General features: G+C 37.0%; 18 protein-coding genes and 2 tRNA genes. 15 read left to right on the forward strand and 5 right to left on the reverse strand.

The genetic code is table 11. The annotated features are described in order from the left end of the window. Positions 1–97: 97 nt before the first annotated feature. Positions 98–173, reverse strand: a tRNA-Phe gene (locus ACFIK1_RS06750). Positions 174–585: 412 nt separating this feature from the next. On the opposite strand from ACFIK1_RS06750, the gene ACFIK1_RS06755 reads away from it, so the two are divergent. The 3 genes from ACFIK1_RS06755 (at position 586) to ACFIK1_RS06765 (ending at position 5073) form a co-directional block, all read left to right on the forward strand. Then, positions 586–1749, forward strand: a complete 1164-nt coding sequence (locus tag ACFIK1_RS06755; RefSeq protein ID WP_375613717.1) for a phosphoserine transaminase — start codon at positions 586–588, stop codon at positions 1747–1749. Positions 1750–2132: 383 nt separating this feature from the next. Then, the gene (locus tag ACFIK1_RS06760) at positions 2133–3422 is read left to right on the forward strand and encodes an adenylosuccinate synthase (protein ID WP_375633506.1); all 1290 of its coding nucleotides are present in this window, start codon (positions 2133–2135) and stop codon (positions 3420–3422) included. A 229-nt stretch (positions 3423–3651) separates the two neighbouring features. Then, positions 3652–5073, forward strand: coding sequence for a hypothetical protein (locus tag ACFIK1_RS06765; RefSeq protein ID WP_375662402.1), 1422 nt, complete (start codon positions 3652–3654; stop codon positions 5071–5073). A 203-nt stretch (positions 5074–5276) separates the two neighbouring features. Here ACFIK1_RS06765 and rpoH read toward each other — a convergent pair whose 3' ends face one another. The 3 genes from rpoH to ACFIK1_RS06780 form a co-directional block, all read right to left on the reverse strand. Continuing rightward, positions 5277–6161 carry an RNA polymerase sigma factor RpoH gene (rpoH, locus tag ACFIK1_RS06770; protein ID WP_375618560.1) on the reverse strand — a complete coding sequence of 295 codons (885 nt, stop codon included), beginning with the start codon at positions 6159–6161 and terminating at the stop codon, positions 5277–5279. A 148-nt stretch (positions 6162–6309) separates the two neighbouring features. Further along, the gene (locus tag ACFIK1_RS06775; RefSeq protein WP_375634868.1) at positions 6310–7314 is read right to left on the reverse strand and encodes an RluA family pseudouridine synthase; all 1005 of its coding nucleotides are present in this window, start codon (positions 7312–7314) and stop codon (positions 6310–6312) included. 29 nt (positions 7315–7343) lie between these two features. Further along, positions 7344–8774 carry an aldehyde dehydrogenase family protein gene (locus tag ACFIK1_RS06780; RefSeq protein ID WP_375662403.1) on the reverse strand — a complete coding sequence of 477 codons (1431 nt, stop codon included), beginning with the start codon at positions 8772–8774 and terminating at the stop codon, positions 7344–7346. Positions 8775–9234: 460 nt separating this feature from the next. On the opposite strand from ACFIK1_RS06780, the gene ACFIK1_RS06785 reads away from it, so the two are divergent. Both ACFIK1_RS06785 and ACFIK1_RS06790 read left to right on the forward strand, forming a co-directional pair. Continuing rightward, positions 9235–11808 carry a DNA translocase FtsK gene (locus ACFIK1_RS06785; RefSeq protein WP_375662404.1) on the forward strand — a complete coding sequence of 858 codons (2574 nt, stop codon included), beginning with the start codon at positions 9235–9237 and terminating at the stop codon, positions 11806–11808. Between the two features lie 1145 nt (positions 11809–12953). Continuing rightward, entirely contained in the window at positions 12954–14660 is a 1707-nt protein-coding gene (locus tag ACFIK1_RS06790) for an ATP-binding protein (RefSeq protein ID WP_375662405.1), read from the forward strand. 18 nt (positions 14661–14678) lie between these two features. On the opposite strand, the gene mscL is transcribed toward ACFIK1_RS06790, so the two are convergent. Beyond that, entirely contained in the window at positions 14679–15086 is a 408-nt protein-coding gene (gene mscL / locus ACFIK1_RS06795) for a large conductance mechanosensitive channel protein MscL (protein WP_026500234.1), read from the reverse strand. Between the two features lie 1314 nt (positions 15087–16400). On the opposite strand from mscL, the gene ACFIK1_RS06800 reads away from it, so the two are divergent. The 10 genes from ACFIK1_RS06800 (at position 16401) to ACFIK1_RS06845 (ending at position 22987) form a co-directional block, all read left to right on the forward strand. Further along, positions 16401–17483 (forward strand): quinone-dependent dihydroorotate dehydrogenase, encoded by a 1083-nt coding sequence (locus ACFIK1_RS06800; RefSeq protein ID WP_375662406.1) that lies wholly within the window; start codon positions 16401–16403, stop codon positions 17481–17483. Between the two features lie 138 nt (positions 17484–17621). Beyond that, a tRNA-His gene (locus tag ACFIK1_RS06805) sits at positions 17622–17698 on the forward strand. Between the two features lie 501 nt (positions 17699–18199). Then, a complete protein-coding gene (locus ACFIK1_RS06810; RefSeq protein WP_375662407.1) occupies positions 18200–18505 on the forward strand; it encodes a hypothetical protein in 306 nt (101 codons plus the stop codon). Between the two features lie 88 nt (positions 18506–18593). Then, the gene (locus ACFIK1_RS06815; RefSeq protein ID WP_375662408.1) at positions 18594–19493 is read left to right on the forward strand and encodes a hypothetical protein; all 900 of its coding nucleotides are present in this window, start codon (positions 18594–18596) and stop codon (positions 19491–19493) included. Between the two features lie 290 nt (positions 19494–19783). Continuing rightward, positions 19784–20314 carry a hypothetical protein gene (locus ACFIK1_RS06820; protein ID WP_375662409.1) on the forward strand — a complete coding sequence of 177 codons (531 nt, stop codon included), beginning with the start codon at positions 19784–19786 and terminating at the stop codon, positions 20312–20314. Between the two features lie 55 nt (positions 20315–20369). Further along, the gene (locus ACFIK1_RS06825; protein ID WP_375662410.1) at positions 20370–20618 is read left to right on the forward strand and encodes a hypothetical protein; all 249 of its coding nucleotides are present in this window, start codon (positions 20370–20372) and stop codon (positions 20616–20618) included. After that, positions 20611–21063, forward strand: coding sequence for a hypothetical protein (locus ACFIK1_RS06830; protein ID WP_375662411.1), 453 nt, complete (start codon positions 20611–20613; stop codon positions 21061–21063). The genes ACFIK1_RS06825 and ACFIK1_RS06830 overlap by 8 nt, the downstream gene beginning before the upstream one ends. Next, positions 21036–21269 (forward strand): hypothetical protein, encoded by a 234-nt coding sequence (locus tag ACFIK1_RS06835; RefSeq protein ID WP_375662412.1) that lies wholly within the window; start codon positions 21036–21038, stop codon positions 21267–21269. Before ACFIK1_RS06830 ends, ACFIK1_RS06835 begins: the two co-directional genes overlap by 28 nt. Positions 21270–21425: 156 nt before the next feature. Beyond that, positions 21426–22592: a tyrosine-type recombinase/integrase gene (locus ACFIK1_RS06840; protein ID WP_375662413.1), complete on the forward strand. Its 1167-nt coding sequence runs from the start codon at positions 21426–21428 to the stop codon at positions 22590–22592. 209 nt (positions 22593–22801) lie between these two features. Continuing rightward, complete coding sequence (locus ACFIK1_RS06845) at positions 22802–22987, forward strand: helix-turn-helix transcriptional regulator (RefSeq protein ID WP_375662414.1); 186 nt, start codon at positions 22802–22804, stop codon at positions 22985–22987. The last annotated feature ends 273 nt before the right edge of the window (positions 22988–23260 follow it).

The following is a 23260-nucleotide window of genomic DNA, read 5'->3' on the forward strand; positions in this document are numbered from 1 at the left end:
AAAATTATATAAACTGTAGAAGGTGGTCTAAAAGGTGGTCTGAAAATGGCTGTTTAAAGAAAAAATCTATATATTTCAATACGTTAAAAACAAAAAGTGGTGCCCAGACGCGGATTCGAACCACGGACACGCGGATTTTCAGTCCGCTGCTCTACCAACTGAGCTATCTGGGCATGCTTCATAAAAAATATAAAGCGTTTGCGGTTATAACATTAAAATTTTCTCTGTCCAGTCATCAAAAGAAAAATAATTGATTTTTTAATAAGTTTATCTCCCTATTTTAGAGCGTTATCAATGAATCTTTATCATAAAGATATCATAAAATAAATTTGATAGGTATATTGGATAGTTTAGTGTATTGTTATTAGAATGCTGTCTTATTGTGGTGATGATACGAAAAAAAATTAAAAGAATCAATCGAGAGGCATGATTAAGAAAGATTTTTTTATAAAGTTTCCGTGAATTTTAAGCATACGCAATAATAGACAATATTTTTGACTTTTTTCTAAAAAGATTATTGATTAGTCTTTATAATAATTTGTTTTTCTTTATAAAGAAAGAAAAACATCTAAAAGGGGAGAAATAATGATAATGTTACAAAAACCAAGTAATCGTCCCAATAATACTAATTTTTCTTCAGGTCCTTGTAGCAAACGGCCTGGTTGGACTCTTGATGTTCTTAAAAATGCATTAGTTGGGCGTTCACATAGATCTAGAGAAGCAGAATTAAAACTTGCTGAAGTTGTTAATTTAACCCGTGAGATTCTTGAGGTTCCTTCTGATCATCGTATAGGAATTATGCCAGGATCAGATACCGGTGCTGTTGAGGCTGCTCTATGGTCTCTATTAGGTGAGCGTGGCATTGATATGGCAGCGTGGGAAAGTTTTGGGTTTGGGTGGAATAAAGATGTTGTCGAGCAATTAAAGCTTTCTGATGTGCGTCGTTTTGAAGCTCCTTATGGTGAAATACCAGATTTAACACAACTTGACTTTGATCGGGATGTTGTTTTTACATGGAATGGGACAACTTCTGGTGTGCGTATTCCTAATGCAGATTTCATTCCGCATAAGCGGGCTGGATTGACCATTTGTGATGCAACATCGGCAGCTTTTGCGCAATATCTTGATTTTTCAAAATTAGATGTTGTTACTTTTTCATGGCAGAAAGTTTTGGGAGGCGAGGCTGCACATGGTATGGTGATTTTAAGTCCTCGTGCTGTTGAGAGGCTTGAGAATCATGTTCCAGCTTGGCCTATGCCCCAACTTTTCTATATGACAAAAAATGGAAAATTGAACGAAGATATTTTTAAAGGAAAGATCATCAATACACCTTCTATGCTTTGTGTTGAGGATTTCCTTGATGGGTTGAAGTGGGCAAAATCTCTAGGAGGTGCAGCGGCATTAAGAGCACGGGTTGAGAAAAATTTTTCTGTACTTGATGCTTTTGTTCGCAAAACGCCATGGTTAGAATATTTGGCAAAAGATCCTGAAGTGCGTTCTAACACCGCTATTTGTTTAGATATTGTGGATCCAGTGATTACTGCTTTGGATACGGAAAAGCGAGTATCTTTTATAAAAGCGGTTGTGAAGCGTCTTGATGAGGAAGGGGTTGCTTATGATATCGGTTCGTATCGCGATGCTCCTCCTGGGCTTCGAATTTGGGCGGGTATAACAATTGAGGCTTCCGATCTTGAAATTTTAACACAATGGCTTGAGTGGGCATTCCAAGTTGAAAAAGCACAGCTTTAAATAATTACTGGTGATTTTCACAGGGTGTTTTTAAACAGAAAAAGGATACGAGAGATTATGATGATCTTTCGTATTCTTGTATCAGACAAACAGCCTCTAAATATTACATGAATTGTAAAAGATTAAGAGGAGGAATAAATGCTCTGTCAGGTGTTGGATACGCACAAATTAAAATCTCTATTTTTTTACTTTTTGTAGCAAAAATGACAGATTTAAAATATTTTGGTATTTGCTTATCTTTATTATCATAAATTTGAAAATTTAATCACTTGAAGATTGAGAAAAATCTGAAATGAGGAGTCGCACTTGCTCTAAGGTTTCGTTATAAAGAAGTGTTTGTTTTTGAATGCTGGTTTTTTTGACCAAACACGACGGAGAAAGTTATGGCCAATGTAGTTGTTGTCGGTACACAATGGGGTGATGAAGGCAAAGGTAAAATTGTAGATTGGTTGTCTGAGCGAGCAGATATCGTGGTGAGATATCAGGGGGGGCATAATGCTGGCCACACATTGGTTGTTGATGGAGTCAGTTATAAATTATCACTTTTACCGTCTGGTTTAGTGCGTGGCAAGTTATCAATTATTGGTAATGGTGTTGTTGTTGACCCTCATCATTTTGTTGCAGAAGTAAAAAAACTATGTAATCAGGGTGTAAAAATCACACCAGAAATTTTGCGTATTGCTGAAAATGCTCCTTTGATTCTTTCGTTGCATCGTGATCTTGATGCAATTCGAGAAAGCGGTTTATCTGGTTTAAAGATTGGTACAACAAAGCGCGGTATTGGACCGGCTTATGAAGATAAGGTGGGACGTCGTGCTATCCGAGTGATGGATTTAGCAGAAAAAGATACACTTATGGCTAAGATTGAGCGGCTTTTGAGGCATCATAATGCTTTGCGTCGTGGGATGGGTGTTGCAGAGATTGATTCTCAAGCGCTTTATGATGAATTGATGCAAGTTGCGGATAAAATTTTGCCCTTTATGGATTGTACGTGGCGTCTTTTAGATGAAGGTTATCGAGGAGGGAAACACATTCTTTTTGAAGGTGCGCAAGGTGCTTTATTAGATAATGATTTTGGAACTTATCCTTATGTAACGTCATCTAATACAGTTGCTGGGCAAGCATGTACAGGTTCGGGGATGGGACCTGATGCAATCCATTATGTTTTGGGTATTGCAAAAGCTTATACTACACGCGTTGGAGAAGGGCCGTTCCCGACAGAGCAGATAAATGATATTGGTGAATTTCTGGGAGTGCGTGGACATGAATTTGGTGTTGTAACGGGCCGAAAGCGTCGATGTGGTTGGTTTGATGCTGTCTTAGTACGTCAGATGGTAACAATTTGCGGTGTTCAAGGTATAGCATTGACAAAACTTGATGTTTTAGATGGTTTGGATGAAATAAAAATTTGTATTGGTTATGAGCTTGATGGTAAAAGGATTGATTATTTACCTTCTTCCATGGGAGCTCAGGATCGGGTGAAGCCTATTTATGCAACATTAGAAGGTTGGAAGAAAGAAACAGCACATGCATTGAGGTGGGAAGATTTACCAGTGCAGGCTATTAAATATATACGCTATATTGAAGAACTGATTAATACAAAAGTGGCTTTATTATCCACAAGTCCAGAGCGTGAAGATACTATTCTTATTACGGATCCCTTTGTTAATTGATTATTGTTTTTAGATTTCTATATATGTTCTCTGTTCATTTTTGTATCTTTTTACAAAAAAAGTTTTTAAGAGCACGTAAGAGAAAGGTGCAAAATAGCATTGTTTATTTTTCATATTCATTTTACATTATGTTGTACCAATATTAAATGGCAACCAATTTAGAAGGCAAAATAAAGTTTTTTGGCTTTACTATTGATTTTTTCTCAGTTTAAGAGAGATTATAGAGGAAATGGTAGATTTCGTTGGAATCTTAAAAAAGACAATTAATGCACAAGATAATATTACACCACAAGTGCGTAAGCGGATTTATAAGCGGGCTACCGAAACACTAGAACATCAATTTGTAACAGCAAAAATACCACAAGCAATAGCGGATGAACAAAGAAAGATTCTTCAAAGTTCTATTGCAACTGTTGAAGGAGAATATTTAGCAGTTGAAAAGAAACGGCTTGCTTCAGTTATTGGGTGGAATCCCACAAATATAAATGAAGATAAGAAAGTTACAAAAAAAACTATATTACCAAAGAATAATGAATTGTCAGAGGTAAACATAAAAAGAAAGCAGGATTTTGTTACACGTTCAAAGGATAACAAGGTATTTGTTGAGCTTTGTGTATCAGATATACCAGATGCAGAGCCTGTTAATATGGAGGCTGATGTGCCTTCTCAGCATGTTAATAGCAGTGTGTTAAAGATTTCTCCTTCGCAGGAAGATAATCCGCATATTGTTTCGCACATTTTTTCTCAGGCTTTACGTCGTGCTAATAAATCGTTAGTGCAAAGGCGTATTGTGATAAGTGCTGTTTTTGTTGTTAGTTTTGTTGTTTTAATTGTTGGTATTTTTTTTGTTGGTGAGCGTGTATTTGTATCAAATGATTATCAGTTTTTAGAAGAAAATCTTCAAGCTTCTCACAGAGTACCAAAGGCATTTCCAATTAAGAGAAAGTTAACACAACGCTTATTAGAGGATGGAAGTGAAATTGATGTTGGTTTAAAACAAGCGATAGATTCTTCGGATGAAGAAGTACTCTCAACAGTTGTTGATAGCAATTTGCAATCGCTTGAAAAATCAGGTGAAGCTGTTTTCTATCAAGCACGTACAAATTATGATGCAGAAAAGATAGCAACGGGAAGTGCTCGCTGGACGCTTATAAAAGAGTCTCAAGTGAAGGGGTTTCCAGAAGAAACAACTATACAAGGTGATATAACAATTCCTGATGAAGGGATATCATTACGGTTAATTTTACGTCGTAATACCGATCAGTCATTTCCTGCTTCATATATTATGGACCTTATTTTTATTCTTTCGGATAAATTTTCAGGTAAAGCTATAAGCAATGTTCAAGCATTAACCTTTAAAGCAAGTGAACAATCCATTGGACAGGCTTTAACAAGAACCATTGCTGCAAAGATTAACGATGACTTTTTTCTTGTCGCATTGAGTGGTAATCATCCATTTCTTGATCGAAATTTACAATTGATGCGAGAATTAGATTGGATGCGTTTGGTGTTAACGGATAAAAACGGGCGTATAAGTGAATTAACCTTTGCAAAAGGACCAACAGGTAAGTCTATTTTTAATGAAGTTATTGGACAATGGCTTGCACAACAAGATAAGTTAACAGTTCTTGGTCAAAAAAATAAAACATAGATGCAAAAAAATAAACGGCTGTGAAGAATTTTCCACGACCGTCTTTATCAATTATATACCAAATACACTCACTAAATCTTTACATATCAATAACGTAAAGAATTCGATAGACTAATTTACAAGTATAAAGCCAAGGTATGCTTTTTTTCATTTTCACATTTAAAGAATGTGCAAACCATTGGCTTTATACTTAACTCTAGGTTTTACACTTGACTTTGAGATAAAGTAGAATCTTTGATAGAGTTTTGTACTTTTTCAAATGCACGCATTTCAATTTGTCTTACTCGTTCTCGACTAATATTAAATTCACCAGAGAGTTCTTCTAGGGTTAGTGGTACATCATTTAAACGACGCGCTTTGAATATACGTTTTTCGCGTTCATTGAGATTGTCCATGGCATTTATGAGCATGGAACGGCGATTTTCTAATTCACTTTTTTCAATTAAAATTTGTTCTTGATCGTTAGATTCATCCACCAACCAATCTTGTAACTCGCTGTTTTCTCCTTCTTTTGTCCGAATTGGTGCGTTGAGTGAAGTGTCACCACCAAGCCTACGATTCATTGATACAACTTCATCTTCTGTGACATTCAACTGGGTTGCAATTTCTTTCACTTGTTCTGCATTGAGATCGCCACTATCAAGTGCTTGAAGTTTACTTTTTAACTTACGAAGGTTGAAAAACAAGCGCTTTTGATTAGCTGTTGTCCCCATTTTCACCAAACTCCAAGAGCGCAATACATATTCTTGGATTGACGCTTTAATCCACCATATTGCATAGGTTGCAAGACGAAAACCCCGCTCTGGTTCGAAACGTTTAACAGCTTGCATGAGTCCAACATTGCCTTCTGAAATGACTTCCCCAATGGGAAGTCCGTAGCCCCGATATCCCATCGCGATTTTAGCTACGAGACGCAAATGACTGGTTACTAGCCTATGCGCAGCTTTTAGATCATTATGCTCACGGTAACGCTGAGCTAACATATATTCTTCTTTTGGCTCAAGCATTGGAAAACGACGCACTTCTTCCAAGTAACGGTTTAAACCACCATCACCTGTCATTACTGATAATAAATTCATATGGGCCATATAGCACCCTCCTTTCATCTGAATTCCCTGATAAGGCAAATTCTATGTTTTAGATAGCTAACTATCCTCATAACCTCACTCTAGCATATTTTTCAATTTTGTTCAAAAAAAGATATTTTATTGTGAAATCTTGAGAAGGGGAAAAGTTTCAATTCATTTTTTTAAAAAGCTTAATAAGTTTAGCCATATCTTGAGGCAGTGGTGCGGAAAACGACATAACTTTACCGGTAGAAGGATGTTCAAAAGTAAGACTTGCAGCATGGAGTGCATGTCGGTTGAATTGATCGATTGCATTTCTAATAGTGGGGTTGAATGTGTTTGATTTTGTTTTAAAAGCGTTTCCATAAACTGTATCGCCTATGAGTGGATGCCCCATATGAGTCATATGAACACGGATTTGATGGGTGCGTCCAGTTTCTAAGCGACATTCCAGAAGGCTAGCAAAAGATGTTGAGTCTGCATGAGAGCCATATTTTTCAAGCAGAGAAACATGTGTAACAGCATGACGAGCATAAGGGTTTTGGTTATGGATGACAGCTTGCTTTGTCCGGTTATGGGGCGAACGGCCAAGTGATGCATCAATTGTCCAGACATTGCGCTGAGGTGTTCCCCAAATCAAGGCATGGTAGCGTCGATCTAATGCGCAGGTACGTCCATGATCAGAAAATTGAGCACTGAGACTTTTATGAGCTAGATCATTTTTTGCAACAACCATAACACCGCTTGTATTTTTATCAAGACGATGGACAATGCCAGGGCGTTTAACACCACCTATACCAGATAAACTATTCCCACAGTGGTAAATAAGGGCATTAACCAATGTACCGGTCCAATTTCCATTCCCAGGATGAACAACAAGACCAGCTGGTTTGTTAATAACAATGATATGATCATCTTCAAAAAGAATGTCCAATGCAATGGCTTCAGCGCTAGGTTCTGCATCACGAAGGTCCGGCATTTCCAATTCAATTATTTGGTTAGGTTTTAATTTTGTTTTTGGTTCCTTTATGAATTGACCATCAATTTTAAGACAGCCTTCACGGATGAGGGTTTGCAAACGCGAACGTGAGAGCACGTCATGATATTGTTTTGCGAGCCACTGATCAAGACGTTGCCCAAGAGCACCTTCATCCGTTATTTTCTGTATTACCATACGATTCCTATTAAGTTTTTAATAAGATTTTACCAGTACGAAATTGCTTTACTATCGAGAAATTCTTTAATTCCCCAATGTCCTCCTTCACGAGCGCGCCCAGAAAATTTTACACCTCCAAAGTAGCTTCCACTGGGTAATCCATGTCCATTAACTTCTACCATACCAGAGCGTACTTGTGCCGCAATACGACGACATTTGTTGCGATCTTGCGATTGAATATAGTTTGTAAGACCATACTCAGTCTCATTCGCTAAAGCGACGGCTTCTTCTTCTGTACTAAAAGAAAGAATCGAGAGAACTGGACCAAAGATTTCTTCTTTAAAAATACGCATATGAGGTTTTACATCAGCAAAGACTGTTGGACGGACATAATAACCGCGTTCCATTCCGTTTGGTAAACCAGTCCCGCCTGCAACAAGAGTTGCACCTTCATCAATTCCCGATTGGATAAGATCTTGAATTTTATCATATTGTTTTTTTGAAACAACGGGCCCAATATGATTTCCTTCTTGGCAGTTTGGTCCTACTTTTGTTGTTTCTGCAATATCTTTGGCTATTTTCACGGCTTTGTCATAGATGCTCTGTTCCACAAGCATACGAGTTGGTGCATTACAACTTTGTCCACTATTATAAAAGCAATGTCGTGCACCACGTTGAACAGCATCTGAGTCGGCATCAGCAAAGATAATATTCGCTCCTTTTCCCCCAAGTTCCAGACAGACTCTTTTTAAAGTAGCGCTGGCATTTTTAGAAATATCTTTTCCTGCTCTAGTTGAACCAGTAAAGCTGATCATTTCTAAATCTGGATGTGCAGAGAGGTAAGAGCCGACAGTTGCACCATCACCATTGATTAAATTAAAAACACCGGCTGGAAGTGCGGCTTCATCTAAAAATTCAGCAAAAAGCATAGCAGAAAGAGGCGCAATTTCAGAGGGCTTTAACACCATGGTACAGCCAGCCAAGAGAGCAGGAATAACTTTAAGAGTTACTTGATTCATGGGCCAATTCCATGGCGTAATTAATCCTACGACGCCGATAGGATCGTAGTGAAGGATTGCTTGCTCATTTCCCTTTATTAAAGTTTTTTGGAACGAAAACTCTTTATAAGCTTCGATAAAATTGCGAATATGGGAACTGCCAGTTGCAGTTTGCGCATTAAGCGCCATATCAATTGGTGCCCCCATTTCCATTGAAATGGTTTTTGCCATGTCTTTGGAACGTTTTTCGTAGATCTCTAGAATTTTCTCAACAAATCCAAGACGCTCATTTGGTGATGTTGTTTTCCATTTTTGAAAGGCTTCTTTAGCCGCATTAATTGCTTTATCGGCATCTTTTGTACTTCCAAGGCTAATGACAGCACAAGTCTCCTCTGTTGATGGATTAATGACGTCAAAATCGTGAGGAGTGCTTGGCTCATCCCATAGACCATTGATATAAAATTTCCGTTTATTAAACATGATTCACTCCCTTTTTTCTATTTGTATTTATGTAATTATGATTGTCTTAGTCTAAGCCTTTTTAAACGAGGATAACAAGGGTAATCTTATAAAAACGCGAGAAATTAGATTATATTGTGATAATTGATCATGGAGAATTCAATAGAGCAATGCTTATTGTATTATTGAAACTAGTTTCTTTTATGAAAAGGGAGAGAAAGAGAGGCATAGACAATTTTCTTGAAGCTTTTTTATCATGAAGTTTTCTTCAAAACAAATGAAATACGAGCTCTATGACACCATAAACTAGGCAATTTATATCGTAAATATGCAAAAGGCAGATTATGAATATGCATTATGGCACTATTTTTTTCATTTAAAAGTAACCATCAGCAAAAGGTTATTAACCTTCGTATGATAGTTTCTACGAATTCTTTTTGAAAAGGTTATTTTTCTCATTGCTATAAATTTGTTGGGTGCCATGCATAATTCGAAAACAAAATCTATTTCTACGTCTTCTTTTTCTGATGATGGTACAAAAGGTGCATCAAGAGAAGATTTATCTGTTAAGATTACTGAGATATTTCCTTATCCGGAAGTGTGGAAAAAGGCATTTGCCCTCGGAAAAAACGTCCGTTTCACGAGAACCCCAGAAGTTGAGATTTTGCGTCGTCGTATAGAAATAGATCCAGTTTTTGCAAAACAGTTTAAAATTTTTACGAAGCAAGATCAAAAAAAAATTACAGATACAGGTATTGTACGTTGTAACAAGAAAACAACAAATATTCTTTCGACAAAAAAAGTCATTAATCCTCAATCAATAGAGAATAAAACATCAGTTTGTCATTCAACGGTTTTGAAGCAGTTATCACGACAAGCTATTCATATGCCGTCAGCAAATATTCCACTTGAGGAGGATAAACAAGAACATAAATTACAAGTGGAAAATGTGCTACAAAAAATAAAACCTGCGTTGCATCTTTCCGATGATGCTTTTTTTGAGTGTGAATCTTTGATATTTGAACATGTGGAGACTCAAACTTCAAAAGAGGATGGAACATCAATTGACACGACAAATGAACTCACACCTGATATCCCCACAGCCTTTGATGAGTCAATAACTGCTCTTTATCGTGTTCTTGAATACCGCTTTCCACAACTCTATGATTCAATTACATCAGAATCTCCAGCGGAAAGAATGCGAGGTGTTGAGAAAATTTCTGATTTAATGCATACAAATAATGATACTACTAAAGAGTGTCATTCTAAGCTTTCTGTTGAAGATTCTGCTCATACGTTAAGTAATACAGGGGCGTTAAGTGATGCAGGGGCTAGTATAGAGACTGAAAATACCAATAATATTGTCGCCAATAATACTGTTGATTGTATAAACAAAGCCGTCACAAAGAATTCAAAAGATTTTTCTGTGATGCAAGCAAACAGTAAAACTAAAACATTGCAATCTACTCGTATGCCATTAGGTAATTATGATTCTGCTTTTATGCAAAATATTCAATCTATTGACTGTGATGTTTATGAATTTCCTCCGATCAACTTATTACAGGAACCTGTTTTTCATGAAGGTACGATGATTCCTCAAGAAACATTAGAACGTGGTGCTGGACTTTTGGAAAGTGTTTTGGAAGATTTTGGCATTAAGGGTGAAGTTATCCATGTTCATCCAGGGCCAGTGGTAACAATGTATGAATTTGAACCCGCTGCGGGTGTAAAGTCATCGCGTGTTATTAATCTTTCTGATGATATTGCGCGTTCTATGTCTGCTATTTCTACACGCGTTGCTGTAATTCCTGGACGTAATGTTATCGGGATTGAGTTACCCAATGCGGTTCGTGAAACTGTTTATTTACGGGAATTAATCCAAACACGTTCTTTTCGTGAAAGTGAATTTAAACTTGCTCTTGCTTTGGGGAAAGGGATTAATGGTGAACCTGTCATTGCAGAATTAGCAAAAATGCCTCATTTATTGGTTGCAGGAACAACAGGATCAGGCAAGTCTGTTGCAATTAATACAATGATTTTGTCGATTCTTTATCGTATGACACCAAAGCAGTGTCGTTTGATCATGGTTGATCCTAAAATGTTAGAGCTCTCTGTTTATGATGGCATTCCACATCTTTTAACACCCGTTGTCACAGATCCCAAAAAAGCAGTAACAGCTTTAAAATGGGCGGTTCGTGAAATGGAAGAGCGTTATCGCAAAATGGCTAAGTTGGGTGTGCGTAATATTGATGGTTTTAATGCACGCGTTGCACTTGCAGCTCAAAAAGGCGAAACGATCATGTGTACTGTTCAGTCGGGTTTTGATAAGGAAACAGGGGAAATGCTTTATCATGAAGAAGCCATGGATCTCACGCAGCTTCCTTATATTGTTGTGATTGTTGATGAGATGGCTGATCTTATGATGGTGGCAGGGAAAGAGATAGAGAATGCCATTCAGCGCTTAGCGCAAATGGCGCGTGCGGCAGGTATTCATCTTATTATGGCAACGCAACGTCCTTCTGTTGATGTTATCACAGGTACAATTAAAGCGAACTTTCCTACCCGCATTTCTTTTCAAGTAACATCAAAAATTGATAGTCGTACGATCTTGGGTGAACAAGGTGCTGAAACACTTTTAGGTCAGGGGGATATGCTTCATATGGCAGGTGGTGGACGCATTGTGCGCGTTCATGGACCTTTTGTTTCTGATGAAGAAGTTGAATCCATCGTTGCACATCTAAAAATGCAAGGTAAACCTGATTATTTAGCAACGGTAACAGATAATGAAGACGATAACAAAGAGGATAATTCTGCTGATTTAGCTGCTGGAATTTCTGAGGAAGAAAATTTTGATGAAGAGGGTGAGGAACTTTATAACCAAGCTGTAAAAATTGTTATGCGTGATAAAAAATGTTCAACATCTTATATTCAGCGCCGACTTTCAATCGGCTATAATAAAGCAGCTTCTCTCGTCGAGCGGATGGAAGAAAAAGGCATTGTTGGAGCCGCTAATCATGTTGGAAAACGTGAAATTTTACTCAATGAAGGAAAATAAACAAACACATTTAAAAATATGCAATTTTTTAAATATCTGACAGTCATTATTTAAATGTGCTTGTTTTATTTTTTTATATAAATTAAAAATTTAAATGGAGAGTAATAAAGAAAAAGCGATCTTTTGTATTAAGACTTCTGATGAGGTAAACAAGCTGATATCAAAGGAGATTATGAGCTATTTTTAACATTTCTAAATGATCTGGAATATAAAGAAATTAAACAAATCTTTATATGAGGACATATGATTTGTGTTCTCTTTTTTACAGAGAATTTTTTTAATAAAATAGTGCGGTGGCATATTTTTCTTTTTTCTTTTGTAGCGATTCTAATGAAAGAAAGATCTTTGGAAGATTATTGAGAGCATCATAAAAAAATGCCCAATATGCAAGTTCTGTTGCATGGGGTACTTTAAAGCGCTACGCTGAATTTATTATCATTTGATATTATTGGCTCAAGAAAGGTGTTCTTACGAGAAGCTTTATTTGAAAAAGAGATTTTTATAATGCAGTATATTGATTGATAGTAATTTATCATTATTCACAGTGAATAAAAGTCTCAAACATTGTAAGATTTTCTCATTTCAAATCTGTTTCTGTTGAAACAATTAAAACCATTTCCTTGCGTATCATAATAATGTAGGAGTAAAAAAGTTAAAAATGCTGCTTATGAATGCCTTCAAATGCTAAGAACTATTGGTGACATTAGGGGCTGAAATTAGTATAATGATGGTGCTAACCAGCTCTTTTATAAGCATAAAAATGGTAATGCACAATGCCTTGATATCCTCTATAGGGACCTTTACATTACACCATTTACGGATGCTGTCGTAAAATAAGCTTGGGGATCTTGGGAGATATCTTTTCAAAACAGGCGCATGAATGCGTAAAATAAGTGTATTCTTTTTGAGTACTATTTATGCGAGGGAGATGTTATCATTATTGTAACAAGATTTATTACAATAATGGGTGAATAAGCAACCAGAGCTGGAAGCTTCTTTTTATTCTTGTTTTGTTGATGAAACAGTCAAAATTTTGCTACAGACAATTGATATGAGATATCAAGTTATTATAACCAGAACAGATAATTGTAAACAAATTAGCATTATTCATTTGAGAGTAAATCCAACACTTTTTAGTTTTAGTTATGCCATTAAAAGCAGATGAGTTAAAGTTAAATACAAATGAATTAAAATGTCAGCAAGAAGCTTTTCGTTTTACACCAGAGCTTTTGCCACGGCCTTTTACGTGGGAAATCGATCACAATGGTTTGTTTTGTGAAGTCTCAAAAGAGCTAGCTGAAGTTGTTGGTCCTCTCTCTTCTTCTATTTTAGGGTGTAGTTTTCATGAACTTGCTCATCAATTTAATGATGATCGATATCTGGTTCTCAGTCGTTTTATTGAAGCGGCTATGCCTTGGAGTAAAGAGATTGTTCAATGGCCTGTTGATGGTTGCTTACAATGGCTTGATGTTGAATTGTCGGCTTTGCCAATTTTTGATGTTAAAAAGCAGCTTAAGGGGTTTCGTGGCTTCGGTGTTTTAAAAATACAAAAAAAAGTCCAAGAAAAAAGAAATGAAAAGCTAGAAACAGAAATGCCATGTCTTACGGAGATAGAACGCTCAGCTTTTCGTGAAATTGCAGAGCAATTGCGTGATGAATTGAATTCATCGGTAAAAGAAGAAAATTTAGTTGAAGAAACAGCTATTCAGTTACCATATGCACAAACATTGCCGGTAAATGCTATAGAACAAGCTCTCGTAAAAGAGCCCGCTGCAGTTTTATCATTGTTGGATACAGCAACAGATGGTGTTTTATGGTTGGATGAAGAGGGCTTTGTTCAATCAGCGAGTAGGGCAGCCTTAGCATTAATGGGTTATGAAATAAATGAACTACGAGGACAACCATTCTCTTCATTATTTACTTTGCAAAGCCGACTTTTGGTTGAAAAGTATTTTAAATCAATCCGTATGGAGGAAAAAAATCAGGTTTTAAATCGCAGTGAAACCGCTGATTTAATGACAAAAAATCATAAAAATATAACCGTTTTGATAACGATTGTATTTTTGGCAAAGCAAGGCAATTATGCTGTTATGTTGCGTGATAGGACACAAACAGTTCCATCAGGAGAAAAAAAAGCAGAAGAGGATAAAATCGTTGGAGTTGTTCATGAAATACGAACACCTTTGAATGCTCTTATTGGTTTTGCAGAAATTATGAGAGAAGGCCGTTTTGGTTCGATAGAAAATGAGCGCTATCATGGATATTTACGCGATATTATTTCCTCTGGAAAACATATATTATTGCTGATTAATCAATTACTAGAGTGCTCGAAGATAAATTATTCTGGTTCTGATAACCAGATTGATTCTTCCCTTATTTCTGAAACATTTGATGTAATATCTTGTTTACGTGCGACGATAGCTTTTCTTGAAACTCAAGCCAATCAGAACGGCATTATCATGCGTATTGTTGCTCCACCTCACGTTCCATTTATTCCTGTATCACAACAAGTGTTTCGCCAGATTATATGGAATCTTCTTTCCAATGCTATTCGTTTTACACCTTTGGGTGGACAGATTATTGTTCACGTTTCTTATAGAAAAGAACGTGTAAAAATTTCAGTGAGTGATAATGGTATAGGGATGAACGAAGAAGAGATTATACAGGCACTGCAACCTTATGGTCAAGTAGAGCGCAAAGATGGACGATCTGGTGATAGCGCTTTTATGGGAACAGGTTTAGGCCTCCCAATGTGTAAAGCAATGGTGGAAGAAAGAGGAGGACAATTTTTACTGTTCTCAAAACCCAATCATGGAACAACTGTGGAAATGTTTTTTCCTCGTGTTCCATGATGTAAATCTTGCATAAAATTATTTTTTCTTAGCCAAAAGATCTCTAATTTCTGTTAAAAGTTGTTCTTCTGAAGACGTTTTTTTGGGGCTTTCTTCTTCTTTTCTACGAATTTTATTCATAGCCTTAACGAATAAAAAAAGAACCCAAGCAATAATGAGAAAATTGATAAGTAAAGTAATAAAGTGTCCATAGCTAATGGTTGCTCCAGCTGCTTTGGCGGCACTCAATGTTGCTTGTTTTTCGCCAGCAAGTTGAATAAACATATTAGAAAAATCAATCCCACCTGTAATCAGCCCAATGATTGGCATAAAAATATCATTGACAATTGAGTTGACCAAGCTACCAAAAGCACCCCCTATAATCACACCGATAGCAAGATCAATCATATTACCTTTTAGGGCAAATTCTTTGAATTCTTTAAGCATTGCATTTTCCCCTTTATATAAGCGATATACGGTAATTTACTTACCGCTTTTGATGAAAAAGGAAAGGGCAGATTTTATTTTTATGATTATATTACAATATTAATATTATTTTCAAAGACTTTATAAGGTTTAATAAAGAGCTTTAGGGCTCTATTTGAATGTACATAGAACCTTTCCTAGAAAAAAGCTTTTTTAATAAAAACTATATCTGCTTTTTCAACAGAAAGTAGAAAACTGTAGCTTAATTTATATAATTGCCTCAAGATTTTTATGTTAACATTAAAAAGAGAGGTTTTTACACAATACCACAAAATAAGTAGTGTTGAAAGTTGAGCTATCAGAAAGCTTTTCAAATGAAGTACATATATTGGCATAACATTTTGTCATAAAAAGAGAATTTAGGAATAAAAAATATATTTCAGCACTGATAGAAGAAATAGATAGATGAGACAGGAGTAAAACTTATAATTTAATTCCTCTTAATTTAGTAAGCGATAATAGCAATTAGGAGGGCATTATGGCTTATCTAAAAGCTATTTGTATTGGGTTACATGAGCTAAAATGGCGATAATTCGGATGGAAGAAACACATTTCATCTGCTGGAAGATTGTATCAGTTTATAAATAGCAGAGCTCTAGGGTTTGCAAGATCATTTTGGTTTGGAAGTCGTTGGTATGATGTTTGAGTTCAATAATCAACTGTCATTACTTAAAATATATGTTAGGCAGAGCACTTAATAGATGCAAAATTGTATTTAATACATCAGAAATGGCAAAGAAAACAACGCAGATTATCAATAGAGTACAAATTGATTGAACATTCTGTTGCTCTAAATAGTGCAACAATAGTATGAATTTAGATGATTTTATGAACCATGTATCCTGTAAATGCTAGGAAAAAATAGCTTTATAGAACAAGCTTTGTTTCTATTGAAAACAATATTACACAAAGGAACTTTGGGAATAGAGATAATTTGCCTGCATTTTTAAGAAAATTATGAGCGTGCCTGCATAAGACGTCATAAAACCATGACTATGGTAAGAGCCATTGATGTTCCAATTCATGCTGAATTTTATAAGATTAGGATTCATATTTTAATCTTTAAAAAATGTCGAAAAAGAGAAACATTTTTTAAGAATAAAAAGTTCTTTACATAATATAACCAATATAAACATGTATGGCTATTATGTGATGAGTTTTCTTCTAGAAGGGGAATATTATTTGGATAATATGCTTGCTTTGATTGGAAATCTTTTATGTTAAAAGGTAGAGGTGAGGTGCGATGGATCATTTTTATGTTGTGGAGAAGAATTGATGAGTTTTTTTCGTTGTATTGGCCGTTCTGCCTTATTTATGTTGGATCCAGAGCAAGCACACGGTTTAGCGATTCTTGGGCTGAAAAGTGGATTAAATGGTTGTCAAAAGGTTATCGACAAACGTTTGTGTGTAACTGTTGCTGGTCTTGAGTTTGAAAATTTTATTGGTCTTGCAGCGGGGTTTGATAAAAATGCAGAGGTTGTAGATGGTATTTTTCGGTTAGGATTTGGTTTTACTGAAATTGGGACAGTGACACCAAAGCCTCAGATTGGAAATCCTAAACCACGGCTTTTTCGTTTAAAAGAAGATGAAGCGATTATTAATAGAATGGGTTTTAATAATGACGGACATAAAGTTGTTTACAATAGATTGCATGCGTGTAAAAAAACTGGTGTTATAGGAGTCAACATTGGAGCCAATAAGGATACGGTCGATAAGATTGATGATTATACTGTTGGTATTGCTCATTTTTATGATGTTGCTGATTATTTTACGGTTAATATTTCTTCTCCTAATACACCAGGTTTACGTGATTTACAGGCCCGTGACAGTTTGCATCTTTTGTTGAGTGCAATTTCGCAAGCGCGAAATGAGCAAGAGAACAAGCATGGATTCTCCATTCCCATTTTTTTAAAAATTTCTCCTGATTTATCAGAGAAAGAATTAGATGATGTTGCTGAAGAAATAAAACTTTCTGATTTTAATGGACTGATTGTTTCCAATACGACTCTTGCACGCCAAGGTCTTAGCAATAGTCACCTCAGTAATGAAGAGGGTGGGCTTTCTGGACGTCCACTTTTTGAGCGTTCTACTATTGTGCTTGCAAAAATGCGTAAAAAATTAGGGAAGGAGATTGCAATTATTGGTGTTGGCGGTGTAAAGGACGCACAAACTGCTTTGGAAAAAGTAAAAGCTGGTGCAGATTTGATTCAATTATACAGTGGGATGGTTTATGAAGGTCCAAATCTTGTCATAACTATTCTGCAAGAGATTTTGCAGATGATGCAACAAGATGGCGTTGATAACATAAAAGGCTATCGTGATCATAGTCTTGAGCAGTGGGCAAAATTTCCTTTGTAAAAAACGCTTTTTTCTTCACAAAAAATTGAGAGATTTTTTTAAAGGGGCTTGCAAACTTTGTTGATCTTCCTTATGTCTCATAAGCAAAGAATAAATGTTTACGAAATCGTGAACAGTTATGATACATTTGCTTTTTATGCGGTTGTAGCTCAGTTGGTTAGAGCGCTGGTTTGTGGCACCAGAGGTCGTAGGTTCAAATCCCACCAACCGTACCATTTGTCTTGTTACAACTTTTCTAATTCTTATTTTTTGCGTGTGAGCCGTCACGGAGCAGAGACCTTGCGCGGATGATTTTTCTCAAATTTTGCCCAAAACGGAATGATACGATCAATAATCGCTTGAAATATAAACGGGTTAACTAAATCTATGATTCTGATTGCAATTGCAATAATAAATATCTCTATCAGTATATTTATATACTTTTAGTATATTTTGTAAACCAAGAGAATCTTATTTGACTTTCATTATTATTGCTCATAATATAAAATATTAAGTTTAAACACATAAAATAAGTAAGCATAAATTTACTAAAATATGCCATATTTTTGACACAATGCCCTTAATTTTGTCAACTATATATTATAAATATGAACTTGCATGAAAGTGCATTCATATTTCCAGGGGTGTTTCGGTGGTTAATTATGGGTAAGCCATTCTGGCGCGGGGACATAAGTAACCTTGGGGGATTTATTTATACACTAAATTGGGGAAAATAAATGGGAAGTTCAAGTGGTTCGCACGATTATTGCAGTGCCGATGATTTTAGTAGCAAATATAACTCTGGTACTGCGTTTGGTAGCAAGTATGGTGGTAAGGTTGGCTTTGCGAGTGGTCTTTTCATAGGAGCAGCGGCATCGCGTAATCCTGTTACTACCATGGCCTCAGCAAGCTTTGGGCAAATTGTAGGCGATAATTTCGGAGACACCATAGGCGGTTATGGTGTGGCTGCTGCCCAGTGTGGAGCACAGTTGTTGGGTCAATCTATTGCTAATTCAGGTGGTGGGATGTTGATGCACTTTTGATGTAGTTCTTTGGATTATCCTAAAGCCTAGAATGGTGGTACTGTAAAAGGTGCCACCTTTATGTTTGGAATATTGTACAGGAGGAGCTATGGGCGCGTTTGGTTTAGTGCTCGCTTATTTTTGTCTGTGTTTTGGCATGTATCTATTCTTAAAAACTATTGCTATTAATGGAAAAAGCATGTTAGGCGGGGAGAACATAGTTGCATTCATAGTGGTGGCATTGGTTGCTCCTCCCCTCATGTATGTCTTTGAGTATATAGTTGGTGTGCCGATAACATCTCCTCCTGTTATTATAATTATGTTCTTTCTTTCTTTTTGCATTGAATTTATACCCAATATAGTAAACAATATAAAGTGCTTTAGTTTGGCCATTATCGCAAGTTGCCCCATTTTTTTCATCGCAGCTGGTTTTATTGTTGTGAGTGATGACGTTCTGTTAGATTTTTTTGATCTGCAGCTTTCGAGCTGTATTTATCTGCTTTTCATTATTCCTTTGATGATAGAGGGGGCTCGCTATGTCCTAATTGCTAAAGCTTTGAAGGAAAAATCTATGTCAGTGCTAGATTTAAGCATTTGCATTGGCTGTGGGTTTGCCATAGGCGTCTTTTTTGTGTCATCACTGCTTTTATCAGACCTTCGAGAAATCTATCAACAGATAGGTTTTGCAAACAGGGAGACAGTGAAAAAAATGTTTGATTATGCGGTGCTTGGTTTTGCTATTCTAACGGGCCAGGTTTTTTTGACATTTTTGATGGTTCTCTTTGTTACTACAAAGAAATATTATTGGTTGGTCCTTGATGTTCTTGCAGAGCTGTTTTTTAGCCTCTTTGTTTCTTATTCTGTAGCGTTTGTTCATACAGATGATAACTATGGAATGGTTAGAAATTGGATTTGTTTGATGTATGTTGTTTATGTGTACGCGCGTTACATTAAATCAAAGAGTGTGAAGCTTAGCGTGATTAACCCGTTTAAAAGGAAAACTGAGTGAGAAGACAGGAGGCTATAGTTCTTTGGGTTATCCTAAAGCCTAGAGCAGCCAACCCAGGAGGGGCAGTTTCTGGAGCAATAGTAGGCAGGGTCCCGTGGCGCAGCTGCGGATATTGCTAAAGCTGGTTGGAATTGTGCTCGCTCTAAGTGGTGAAATTGTTGTTTGACCTGGCTTTTTTAACAAGGTAAAGCCTTGCTAAGGGGTACGCTATCAGCCTCTTAGCAGGGAGTTTTTCTCCCGCAATAATATCTTGGTATGCTTGGGAGGGCAAGACGCTTTAAGGAAATTATATGTCTGACTTAATTTTTGGAATGCTGCTTAGTTTTGGGATAAGTTCCAGCCCTCGTCTCCTTAAAAACAATGGCTTGTTGGGCGAGTGCGTCATTTTGGGGGGGCTAGCTGGCCTTTCCTGCGCTATCATCTTCGCCTATCCACATAGTGAAAGTGGGCTTCCAGACTTATCTTTGCTTTTGGTATGTTATCTTGGCATGCTTTTAATTCTGCACGAGCACTACTTATATAAATATTTAGTTCTTGGATTCTGTGGTGCAGTTGCTGCCTTGTGTATTGGGGCAGGTTTTGTATATTTGAGCTCTTTGTTGCCATTGCCTGCTTTGTCTGCTGCTAATAATAGCCAGCAGCAGGTGGTGCATTACATGAGTTTGGTTGCTGCAAACTATCCCTTTTTTATCCTTTTGATATCAGTTTTAACTGCGGAGCTTTTGCGTTTGTGGTTGCTTCGCGTATATAAGCCAGAATTAGCAGCGCGTGAGGTCCTTTATTTCGGGCTGGGCTTGGGGTGTTCTAGACTTATGCTATAAGACCCTCCCAGCTCTTTTTCTTTACTTGAATTACCGTGTTGATAGGGAGCCACAAATGGCGGGCTATGTCGCATTTGAATCTTGTCCACAAGCGATCAGCTATCTTATTGCCGCGGGCATGATTGTATTGATGCATGGTGTAAATACGCGCTTTATGTATCTTGGTTTCCAAGATAAGCGCAAGGCCTATTTCTATCTGCCTTTTGTAATTCATTTTGCTGTTGATCTTTTGTCTATGTTTGGCATTTCTTCAGACTACGCAATATTAATAAATTCTATTTCTGAGGCTTACCATAATGCTTGACAAATTGACATTATCTGTTATCAGCGCCGTTTTTTGTTTGGTGCTGATTATTTTTCCTTTGATGAAGAAAAAAACATTGGTTGAACATTTGGTTTTCTTGCTCGTTGTTTTGTGTCTTGTTTTTCTTTATGTTTATGGCGCTGTGAGTTATTTTCCTTATTATGTTTTGGTGCTTTCGCTTATATTGGGGTACCGCTGGTTACTCTCTTTGGTTAAAGCGTTTAAAGGCACGAAGGCGATTATTGGGGCAAGCGCTGGTTGTTATGTGCTTTTGATTTTTTTTCTATACGGCTTTATGCGTATGATAGGTAGTTTAATTTTTGATTTTTCTGCTTATAGTACGCCTAATATTGTTTTTGCTGTTGGTCTATTCCCTATAGGCATGGCGATTATGCAGTTTTTTTGCTCTCTCATTGGGTGGCAGAAGATAATGGCAATGGTGTAGAGGCAGCCCTGAGCGTGGGAATGGGGATTTGGGGGGCTGCTATGGGGCTTGCACTGCTTACATCTCTACCAGAAGCTATGATGATCCTAAAAGGGGCCTTTAGTCTTGATAGGGGCGCCTTACTTTCTTTACTTGAGACGGTAATATATTATGCGTTTATTATAGGTCTGAGTCTTTTATCAACTTTACAAGGCATTGATTTATAATAATAATTCACTGTTCTGTATGTTGAATGAGAGTCTCGAATATCGTAAGAGTCTCTCATTTCAAAGCTGTTTATCTTGAATCAATCAAAACCACTCATTTGCACATAACAAGTGGGATGAGTGTATGGATCAAATTTGTATAAGAAAGGAATAAAAATGGCTCTTATGAACCGTCTTAATGCAAGATCTGTCGCAACATTGGGGGCTGGCAAATATAATGATGGTGCCGGCTTGTTACTTCATAAGCGTAAAGATGGAGGTGCTCAATGGATTTACCGTTTTACCATTCATGGGCGGCGCCGTGAAATGGGCTTGGGTGCTTTAAGAGATGTTTCTTTAAAACAAGCCCGTGAATTGGCAAATCAATGGCGCTCTGTTTTACGTGAAGGGCGTGATCCTATTAAAGAACGTGAGAAACAAAAGCGTGAGGCAATAAGCAATCTTCATTATTTAAAAGATATTGCCTTGGATACTTTTGAAACTCGTAAAGCTGAATTAAAAGGGGATGGGAAAGATGGACATTGGTTTTCGCCTTTACAACTTCATATTCTCCCTAAATTAGGTTGTCTTCCTGTGTCAGAGATTACACAAACAGAAATACGTAATACACTTGCCCCTATCTGGCATACAAAAGCTGGAGCTGCTCGGACAGCATTGATACGTCTCAAACTTTGTCTCAAACATGCTGCTGCATTAGGTTTGGATGTTGATTTACAAGCAACAGAAAAAGCACGCGCTCTTTTAGGAAAACAACGCCATAAAGTCAAAAATTTACCTGCAATGGATTGGAAAGATATACCAGCTTTTTATCAAACACTTTGCGAAGCATCAACCCTAACACAACTGGCTTTGCGTTTGCTTATCCTTACAGGGGTTCGCTCTAACCCTTTACGTCATATTCATAAAGATCAAGTTGAAGGTGATATCTGGACAATCCCTGCTGAAAATATGAAAGGAAAGCGTGATACTACAAAAGAGTTTCGTGTGCCCTTATCATCTGAAGCATTAGACATTTTAAAACAAGCGCGCTCACTTTCTCGCAATGATTTCTTCTTTTCTGCAACCGGTCGCGGTCCCCTTGCTACGAAGTGTATGGCTCAATACATGAGAGACAATAAACTTGAAGCCTGCCCCCATGGATTTCGCTCTAGTTTACGCAATTGGCTCGCTGAAACAACCGATGCCCCCTATGAGGTTGCTGAAACTATTCTAAGTCATACAGTTGGCGGCAAAGTAGAGCGTGCCTATCGTCGCACTGACTATCTAGAACAGCGCCGTGTCTATATGGATAAATGGGCGGCTTATGTCACGGGTCAATCTTAAGATATGGGGTGCATAACCCCATGATCTGTGGATAACTTTAGCTCTCTTTTCTCTCTCATTCTTTCTCAATAAGAGTCATAAATTATCACATAAAAAATTGTATGATAAAATATTGTTTTCTATAAATAAAACATCTTTCTAAATGAACCAAAATGTGGTTAATAAATGGTTATGATGTGTTACCATTTTTTGATAGAAAGGATTTTAGTATGACAGAAAATGATATTCTTTTAACAGACCGTGAAAGTGCAAAATTGCTTCATATGAGTGTCTCAACTTTCCGCCGTCATGTAACCAATGGCTCTCTCCCAAAACCTTTAAAATTTGGCTTTTTATCCCGTTGGTTACAATCGGATCTCTTAAATGTCATCGAGCAAGCAAAACAGCAACGTTAAAGTGACGCGGCATAAAAAAACCTTGTCACGTAAGGACGGACAAGGCTTTCTCAAACTCATCACCTTAGAGAGTGCACAATCCGTCCTATGACACAACGTTATAGGATTTACAATGATGTGTTCTTTTAAGAATGCGCGGGGTATTACTCGTGCCTTGCGTGGAGTTTGGCATGGGTGTTATGGACTTGCTCATTGCCCTGCTCATGATGATAGGCTGCCTAGCTTATCCCTTGCCAATGGACATGATGGGCGTCTTTTACTCTATTGTTATGC

The sequence above is a fragment of the Bartonella sp. OC16QHHD genome (assembly GCF_042194035.1).
In the GTDB taxonomy this organism is placed as follows: Bacteria; Pseudomonadota; Alphaproteobacteria; order Rhizobiales; family Rhizobiaceae; genus Bartonella.

Coding starts and splice junctions, on each gene's coding strand:
- mscL (WP_026500234.1), bottom strand. CDS start 15,086: ATGCTTAAAGAATTCAAAGAATTTGCCCTAAAAGGTAATATGATTGAT.
- ACFIK1_RS06830 (WP_375662411.1), top strand. CDS start 20,611: ATGCTTGACAAATTGACATTATCTGTTATCAGCGCCGTTTTTTGTTTG.
- ACFIK1_RS06760 (WP_375633506.1), top strand. CDS start 2,133: ATGGCCAATGTAGTTGTTGTCGGTACACAATGGGGTGATGAAGGCAAA.
- rpoH (WP_375618560.1), bottom strand. CDS start 6,161: ATGGCCCATATGAATTTATTATCAGTAATGACAGGTGATGGTGGTTTA.
- ACFIK1_RS06780 (WP_375662403.1), bottom strand. CDS start 8,774: ATGTTTAATAAACGGAAATTTTATATCAATGGTCTATGGGATGAGCCA.
- ACFIK1_RS06825 (WP_375662410.1), top strand. CDS start 20,370: ATGGCGGGCTATGTCGCATTTGAATCTTGTCCACAAGCGATCAGCTAT.
- ACFIK1_RS06755 (WP_375613717.1), top strand. CDS start 586: ATGATAATGTTACAAAAACCAAGTAATCGTCCCAATAATACTAATTTT.
- ACFIK1_RS06820 (WP_375662409.1), top strand. CDS start 19,784: ATGTCTGACTTAATTTTTGGAATGCTGCTTAGTTTTGGGATAAGTTCC.
- ACFIK1_RS06775 (WP_375634868.1), bottom strand. CDS start 7,314: ATGGTAATACAGAAAATAACGGATGAAGGTGCTCTTGGGCAACGTCTT.
- ACFIK1_RS06765 (WP_375662402.1), top strand. CDS start 3,652: ATGGTAGATTTCGTTGGAATCTTAAAAAAGACAATTAATGCACAAGAT.
- ACFIK1_RS06845 (WP_375662414.1), top strand. CDS start 22,802: ATGACAGAAAATGATATTCTTTTAACAGACCGTGAAAGTGCAAAATTG.
- ACFIK1_RS06790 (WP_375662405.1), top strand. CDS start 12,954: ATGCCATTAAAAGCAGATGAGTTAAAGTTAAATACAAATGAATTAAAA.
- ACFIK1_RS06785 (WP_375662404.1), top strand. CDS start 9,235: ATGCATAATTCGAAAACAAAATCTATTTCTACGTCTTCTTTTTCTGAT.
- ACFIK1_RS06840 (WP_375662413.1), top strand. CDS start 21,426: ATGGCTCTTATGAACCGTCTTAATGCAAGATCTGTCGCAACATTGGGG.
- ACFIK1_RS06815 (WP_375662408.1), top strand. CDS start 18,594: ATGGGCGCGTTTGGTTTAGTGCTCGCTTATTTTTGTCTGTGTTTTGGC.
- ACFIK1_RS06800 (WP_375662406.1), top strand. CDS start 16,401: ATGAGTTTTTTTCGTTGTATTGGCCGTTCTGCCTTATTTATGTTGGAT.
- ACFIK1_RS06810 (WP_375662407.1), top strand. CDS start 18,200: ATGGGAAGTTCAAGTGGTTCGCACGATTATTGCAGTGCCGATGATTTT.